The following is a 6,465-nucleotide window of genomic DNA, read 5'->3' on the forward strand; positions in this document are numbered from 1 at the left end:
TCCGCCGGTCCGGCGCGACCGCGCCACCCCGGCGGCGGCGGGCTGACGCCCGTGGCGGGAACCACGGGCGTCCTGGAACCCTCCTAGCCGGCGAAGGCGGCCGCGTGCTCGGCGGCGAACTCGGCGAAGGAGCGCGCCGGGCGGCCGGTGAGCTTCTCCACGTCGGGGCTGACGGCGGCGGCGTACCCGGCCGCGTACAGCCCGTACAGCTCGACCATGCCCTCGGCGCGCCACTGGTCCCAGCCCGCGTCGAGCATTCCGGCCAGGGCCGCCTCGGGTGCCAGCGCGGTGTACGCCACCGGGCGGCCCGCGACCGCGGCGAGCCGCTCGGCCAAGGCGTCGTGCGACAGCGCCTCCGGGCCGGTCAGGGTGTAGACCGCGCCCTCGTGGCCCTCGGTCGCCAGCACCTCGACGGCGGCCGCCGCCACGTCCCGGGCGTCCACGTAGGACACCGCGCCCTCGCCGCCCGGCGCCGCGAGGGTGCCGGCCCGGACGCCCGCGGCCATGCCCAGGACGTTCTGGTGGAAGCCGTTCGGCGCCACGACCGTCCACGGCAGCCCGGAGGCCCGCAGGTGGTCCAGGCCGCTGACGTGCGCGCCCACGAAGCGGACGCCCTCCGGCCGCTGCTCGACGCCCGCCGCCGCGTGCAGCACGATCCGGGGCCGCCGGCCGGTGCGCACGGCCGCGTCGATCACGTTCCGCTCGTGGGCGGCCATCTCGGGGTGGACGGCCACCAGGAGGTAGACGACGTCGGCCCCGGCCAGGGCCGCGTCCAGCGAAGCCGGATCCGAGAAGTCGGCGGCCACCCGCTCGACCGCGTCGTCCCACTCCGCCGGGCCCGGCGAACCGGCGCGCACCAGCGCCCGCACCGCCTCGCCGCGCTCGCGCAGCCCCACGACCACCTTCGACCCGACCGTACCGGTGGCACCCGTCACAACGATCACGGATGGCACTCCTCCCCGTAGCGGACGCCGACCTGATTCGACGTCAGCGCGATGATCGCAGGCGGGGCGGAGCCGATCAAGGTCGGGCCCGCCGGGCTCGGGCCGGTCGGGTGGGCCGGCCACGGTTCGCCCCGAGCCGACACGCACGGCGCCCCGCCGTTCCTCGACTTGGCGCACGCCGGGCGCTTGGATGGATCCGGCCTGGTCACCGCCCGGACACGACCGGGACACGACGCCGGGCGCGACCCCGGGCACCCGCCGGCAAGCCGAGGAGCCACCACCGTGAACGACACCCCTGACGCCGTCGACCGGGCCGAACCCGCCGCCGTGGCCGGCCGGATCGCCGAGCGGCGCGAACAACTCGGCCTCAGCGAGGACGACCTCGCCCACCAGGCGGCCATGGCCCCCCGCTACCTGCACTACCTGCTCGAAGCCGGACCGGCCTTCGACCCCGGCGGCTTCGTCCGGATCGCCGCCGCACTCGGCCTCAGCCGCGGCGAACTGCTCGAAGGCCGCGCCGACGCCCCGCCCGGCCAGGGCGGCCCCGGCCCGCACCCGCGGCTGTTCGGCCTCACCGAACCCGAGTGCTGGGAGCTGATCGGCACCCACGGCGTCGGACGCATCGCCCTGCCGCTCCAGCCGGGCCCGGTCGTCGTCCCCGTCAACTACGTCGTCGACGACGGCACCATCGCCTACCGCACCACCGAGCGTGGCGCCCCGGCCGAGGGCACCGCGCTCTCCTTCCAGATCGACCACATCGACGAGTACCTCGGCCGGGGCTGGAGCGTCCTCCTCCTCGGCACCGCCCACCACGTGCACGACCCCGCCGCCCTGCACCACCTGGTCGGTCTCCCCGGCGCGATCCCCTGGGCCGGCGGCGACCGGACCAGCTGGATCCGGATCAGCCCGGACGAGATCACCGGCCGCCGCCTGGTGAGTGACTGAACGGTCCGTTCCGGTCGCCGGGAATCGCGGTGCTGAGCGGCCGAGTTGGCGTTGTCGTACCCCTGTCGCGGACCGGTCGGCGTGGCTAGCATGAGGCGCCAACCGCAAGGAACACCGGCCCAGGCCCCCTCTTGCGGGTCACGTCGGATCAGCGTGCCCAGGTGTCCCGCGCGCCCGGCGTGATCCGCAAGAGCAGGTCCAACCCCCAAGGGAGGAACCACCCATGAGCGCAGTGGTGACCGAGATCCGCGACGCAGGCCTGCTGGACATCGACGAGGACGTCATCGTCTTCGAGGACGAGCACGACGCGGACCTCGCCCCGGTCGCGTGTCTCGCCGACCCGTGGGTCACCTACGTTCCGACGCGCTTCGACTGCGCCGTGGACTGCTGACCCGTACCGAGGAAGCGGACCGGGGGAGGGCGGAGCGATGACCACACCACCCGACCCCGGCTCCGCCGAGGCCCTGCGGCGCCGGGTCGCCGACCTGGCGGCCGCCGCGCCCGGCCCGCGCCGCCCGCTGCACACCGACGGGCACTGGTGGTACCTCCAGGACCCGCGGATGCCGGCGCGCGCCCACGGCTGGAAGCTCCACCTGTCCGCCCGGCAGGGCCAACTCCCGCAGCTGCTGGACGCGGTGGTCCCGATCCTGCTGCGCCGCACCTGCGACGCGAAGTTCGCGGCGGGCGCGGCCGTGCTGCGGGAGCTCAACAGCGGGCTGCGCGGCCCCGCGGCCGTGGGCAAGGCCGTCACGGTCTACCCGGACGAGGCGGACCTCGTCGCGCTGGGAACGGAGTTGGCCCGGGCGCTGGCCGGCTGGGCCGGGCCCCGGGTGGTGAGCGACCTCCGGCTCCGGCCGGACGCGCCGGTCTACTACCGCTACGGACTGTTCCGGGTCACGGACGACGGCGCCGACTACGGCATGACCGGCCCGGACGGGGCGGTCTTCCCCGGCCTGGCCGAAGCCCGCTACCGCCAACCGCCCTGGGCGAGCGACCCGTTCGCGCCCGTCGCGGCCGCCGCCCGGCCGCCGACCACCCGGGTCGGCGAGGGCCGGTACCGGATCACCGCCGGGATCACCCGCTCGCCGAACGGCCACGTCTACCGCGCGGTCGAACTCGCCACCGGGCGCGAGGTGGTGGTCAAACAGGCCCGCGCCCACGTCGGCGAGGACGGCGCGGGCACCGACGCGCGCGGCCGGCTCCGGCACGAACGCCGGGTGCTCACCGCCCTGGCCGGAGTGCCCGGGGTGCCGCCGCTGGTCGACTACTTCCGGCACGGCGCCGACGAGTACCTGGTCAGCGGCGCGTGCGGGCCGCGCGACCTGCGGCGCGACGTCCTCGCCGCGGGCCCGTACGACCTGCGGCCGGGCACCGGCGGGCGCGACTGGTGGCGCCTGGCGCGCGGACTGCTGCGGATCCTGGACGCGGTGCACGCGCGCGGCGTGGTGGTCTGCGACCTGAAACCCGCGAACGTGGTGCTGGACGCCGCCGGCCGCTGCTCGCTGGTCGACTTCGGCGTCAGCTCCCTCGACGGCGCCCGCCCGCCCGGGGCCACGGCGGGCTACGGGCTGCCCGGCGCCACCGGAACCGACCCCACCGAGGACTACTACGCGCTGGGCACCACGCTGCACCACGCCCTCACCGGCCTCGACCCGGTGGTGATCGACCCCGACCCGGCGACCAACCGCGACCGCACCCTGGCCTGTCTGCGCGCGGCCCTCCCCGGGCCTTCGGACTCGGCGGATTCCGCGGTGGCCCTGGTCACGGGCCTGGTGAGCCCGGACCGGGCCTGGCGCGCGGCCGCCGCCGCCGGCCTGCGGGAGGGGAGGCCGCTCGGCCGCCCCCCGGCCCGGCGCTCGGCCGGGCCGCGGCGGGCCCCGCTCGACGAGGCCGTCGACCACACCGTCGGCACCTGCGTGCGGATGGCCCGCGAGCTGGTCGCCACCGACCCGCGCGCCGGCGAACCCCGCACCCTGCTGTCGCTCTACGACGGCGCCGCCGGCCTCGGCCTCGAACTGCTGGAGCACGCGGACCGCCCCGACGCCCGGGCCGCCGCCACCGCCCTGGCCGACTGGACGGCCGCCCACCCGGCGCTCGACCGCCTCGACGGCTCGCTCTACCAGGGCCGGGCGGGGGCCGACCTGTTCCTCGCCCGGGCCGCCGACACCCTCGGCACGGCGCCGCCCGGTACGAACTCCCCGTACCTTCGCCACCACGAGCCCGCCGGGACCGACCAGATCGCCGGCGCGGCCGGGCTCGGCACCGCCCACCTGCTGCTCGCCGCCCTCGGCCGGGACACCGACCGGCACCTCGCGGCGGCCGCCGCGTGCGCCACGGCACTGACCGCCCGGCCCCTCGACGACCCCGGCGAGGCGCCCAACCCCGGCACCGCCGCCCTCGCCGAGGGCTTCGCGCACGGCCGCGCGGGCATCGCCCACTTCCTGCTCGCCCGGCCCGACGAGGCGTCCTGCCGGACCGCCCGCCGCATCGTCGACGGACTCGCCGCCGACCTCCCCCGCCTCAACGCGGCCGCCCTGCGGCCCGGGGCGACCCGCCGCTACCTCTCCTGGTGCCGGGGCCTGGCCGGCCTCGGCACGGTCCTCGTCCAGGCCGGGATCCAGTACGGCGACGACGCCCTCCTCGCCCTGGCCGCCGACGCGGCCGACACCTGCCGGACGCTCGCCCCGCGCACCGCCCTGGTGGTCCGCTGCTGCGGTCTGGCCGGAGTCGGCGACCTCCTCGTGGACCTCGCCACGGCCACCGGCGACCCCCGCCACTGGCACGCGGCGGAGCAACTGGCAGCCCTGCTCCTCACCCGGGCCGGCGGGCCGGCGGGCCGCCCGGTCTTCCCCGGCGGCGACCCGACCGCCGAGTCCCGCGCCTGGGCGGTCGGGACACCCGGAGTGCTGACCTTCCTGCGCCGGCTGTCCCGTCGCGGCGGCCCGGTGCCCGGACTGCTGCCGTCGGCCTGAACCGGCCGAGGCCGGCGATCGGGTCGGACGGGCGGACGTTCTGCGGCCGGTCGACCGACGCCCGGTGGCCCACCGCTCAGCTGCGGTCGAGGAGTTCGCGGATCCGGGCGGCGACCACGTCGGGCCGCTCGCCCTGGATGAAGTGGCCGGCGTCGACGGTCTCGTAGCGGCCGTCGGGGAGGGTTTCGGTCCAGCGGCGCTGGTGTTCCTGGAGGGCGGGGTGGGTGCGTTCGCCGCCTCGGCGGGGGCGGTCGGCGGACAGCAGGACGGTCGGGCAGCCGGGGGGTGCCGGGGGTTCGGCGCGCAGCCGGGGGACGGCGGCCGCGACGGCGCGGAATTCGCGGCGGGTCTGGGCGAGGCCGGCCGGGACGAAGTCCTCGGCGAGCATGGTCTCGTAGGTGTCGGTGGGGAAGACCCGGCGGGCGGTGCCGCTGAGCAGACGGGCCACCAGGCGGCTGCGGACCAGGGGTTGGGCGATGGCGAGCGTGCGGTCGACGCGGCGGGCGATCTGGTCGATGGCGTCGAAGGCGGGCGCGGTCTCCGGTGTGGTGTCGACCATCAGGATGCCGCGCAGCCGGGGCGCGAGGCGCCGGTACGCGAGGCGGGCGACCAGGCCGCCCATGCTGTGGGCGACCAGGACGAACCGGTCGGGGGCGACGGCCTCGGCGAGGGCGACCAGGTCGGCCGCCAGGTCGTCGAGGTCGAGCGGGGCGTCGGTGCGGGCGCTGCGGCCGAAGCCGGCCCGGTCGTAGGCGACCAGCCGGGCACGGTCCGCGAGCAGCGGCAGGACCGGGTCCCAGGAGGCGCGGCCGAGGCCCTGGCCCGACTCGAAGAGCACGACGTCCGTACCGTGGCCGGACTCCTCGACGTGGATCGATCGCCCGTTGACGGTGATGGCCCGCCCGTTCGTCTGGCGCATGGTGCTTCCCCCCTGGGAACCGGCACCCGGGTCGTCTCCCGGACGCACTGTTTTCATCTTTGATAATGATAGCGACTGTGAAATCGTTGGGCAATGGACCTCGAAGCGGTAGACCTCCTCCTCCACCCGGTGCGCCTGCGCGTGGTGCACGCCCTCGCCGGCGGGCAGGTGCTCACCACCTCGCAGCTGTGCGAGCGGCTGTCCGGCGTGTCGAAGGTGACGGTGTACCGGCACGTCGCGCTGCTCGCGGAGGCCGGCTTCCTGGAGGTCGCCGAGGAGCGCCGGGTGCGCGGCGCCGTCGAGCGGCACTACCGGCTGCGCGAGGACCGCCCGGTCGTGGACGACGCCGCGGCCGCCGCGATGACGCGGGAGGACCACCGCCGGGGCTTCGCCGCCGCGATGGCCGTCCTGATCGCCGAGTTCAACGCCTACCTCGACCGCGAGGACGCCGACCCGGCCGCCCAGGGGGTGGCCTACCGGCAGGGCACGTGCTGGCTCGACCCGGCGGAACTCGCGGAGCTCGGCGGCGAGTTGCGGGCCGTCCTGGCACCTCGGCTGGCGAACGGGCCGGCGCCGGGCCGGGAGCCGTACCTGCTCAGCCCGATCCTCTTCCCCGCCGTGGGACCGTCCCCGGTGGAGTAGCCCGAAACGGCGGCGGCTCGTACGAGCAGGTGCTCGTACGGGC

At 76.8% G+C, this 6,465-nt stretch carries 6 protein-coding genes; 4 read left to right on the forward strand and 2 right to left on the reverse strand.

Features of this window, described 5'->3' with window-relative positions; genetic code table 11:
- Positions 1-83 precede the first annotated feature (83 nt).
- Positions 84-944, reverse strand: a complete 861-nt coding sequence (locus ACFVX9_RS36665; protein WP_159398302.1) for an NAD(P)H-binding protein — start codon at positions 942-944, stop codon at positions 84-86.
- 282 nt (positions 945-1,226) lie between these two features.
- On the opposite strand from ACFVX9_RS36665, the gene ACFVX9_RS36670 reads away from it, so the two are divergent.
- From ACFVX9_RS36670 to lanL, 3 genes are all read left to right on the forward strand, one after another.
- Positions 1,227-1,889 (forward strand): helix-turn-helix domain-containing protein, encoded by a 663-nt coding sequence (locus ACFVX9_RS36670; RefSeq protein ID WP_380378788.1) that lies wholly within the window; start codon positions 1,227-1,229, stop codon positions 1,887-1,889.
- A gap of 223 nt (positions 1,890-2,112) precedes the next feature.
- Positions 2,113-2,280: an SflA family class IV lanthipeptide gene (locus tag ACFVX9_RS36675; protein ID WP_380378787.1), complete on the forward strand. Its 168-nt coding sequence runs from the start codon at positions 2,113-2,115 to the stop codon at positions 2,278-2,280.
- Positions 2,281-2,317: 37 nt separating this feature from the next.
- Positions 2,318-4,861 carry a class IV lanthionine synthetase LanL gene (gene lanL / locus ACFVX9_RS36680; protein WP_387986217.1) on the forward strand — a complete coding sequence of 848 codons (2,544 nt, stop codon included), beginning with the start codon at positions 2,318-2,320 and terminating at the stop codon, positions 4,859-4,861.
- Between the two features lie 76 nt (positions 4,862-4,937).
- Here lanL and ACFVX9_RS36685 read toward each other — a convergent pair whose 3' ends face one another.
- Positions 4,938-5,780 (reverse strand): alpha/beta fold hydrolase, encoded by an 843-nt coding sequence (locus tag ACFVX9_RS36685; RefSeq protein ID WP_380378783.1) that lies wholly within the window; start codon positions 5,778-5,780, stop codon positions 4,938-4,940.
- Between the two features lie 93 nt (positions 5,781-5,873).
- Here ACFVX9_RS36685 and ACFVX9_RS36690 point away from each other — a divergent pair, with 93 nt between their 5' ends.
- Positions 5,874-6,422: a helix-turn-helix domain-containing protein gene (locus ACFVX9_RS36690; protein WP_380425065.1), complete on the forward strand. Its 549-nt coding sequence runs from the start codon at positions 5,874-5,876 to the stop codon at positions 6,420-6,422.
- The last annotated feature ends 43 nt before the right edge of the window (positions 6,423-6,465 follow it).

The sequence above is a fragment of the Kitasatospora sp. NPDC058243 genome (assembly GCF_042882025.1).
GTDB lineage: Bacteria > Actinomycetota > Actinomycetes > Streptomycetales > Streptomycetaceae > Kitasatospora.

What these genes read in the sequence shown, in the direction of transcription:
- ACFVX9_RS36675 (WP_380378787.1), top strand. Translation starts at nt 2,113, where the DNA reads ATGAGCGCAGTGGTGACCGAGATCCGCGACGCAGGCCTGCTGGACATC.
- lanL (WP_387986217.1), top strand. Translation starts at nt 2,318, where the DNA reads ATGACCACACCACCCGACCCCGGCTCCGCCGAGGCCCTGCGGCGCCGG.
- ACFVX9_RS36685 (WP_380378783.1), bottom strand. Translation starts at nt 5,780, where the DNA reads ATGCGCCAGACGAACGGGCGGGCCATCACCGTCAACGGGCGATCGATC.
- ACFVX9_RS36690 (WP_380425065.1), top strand. Translation starts at nt 5,874, where the DNA reads ATGGACCTCGAAGCGGTAGACCTCCTCCTCCACCCGGTGCGCCTGCGC.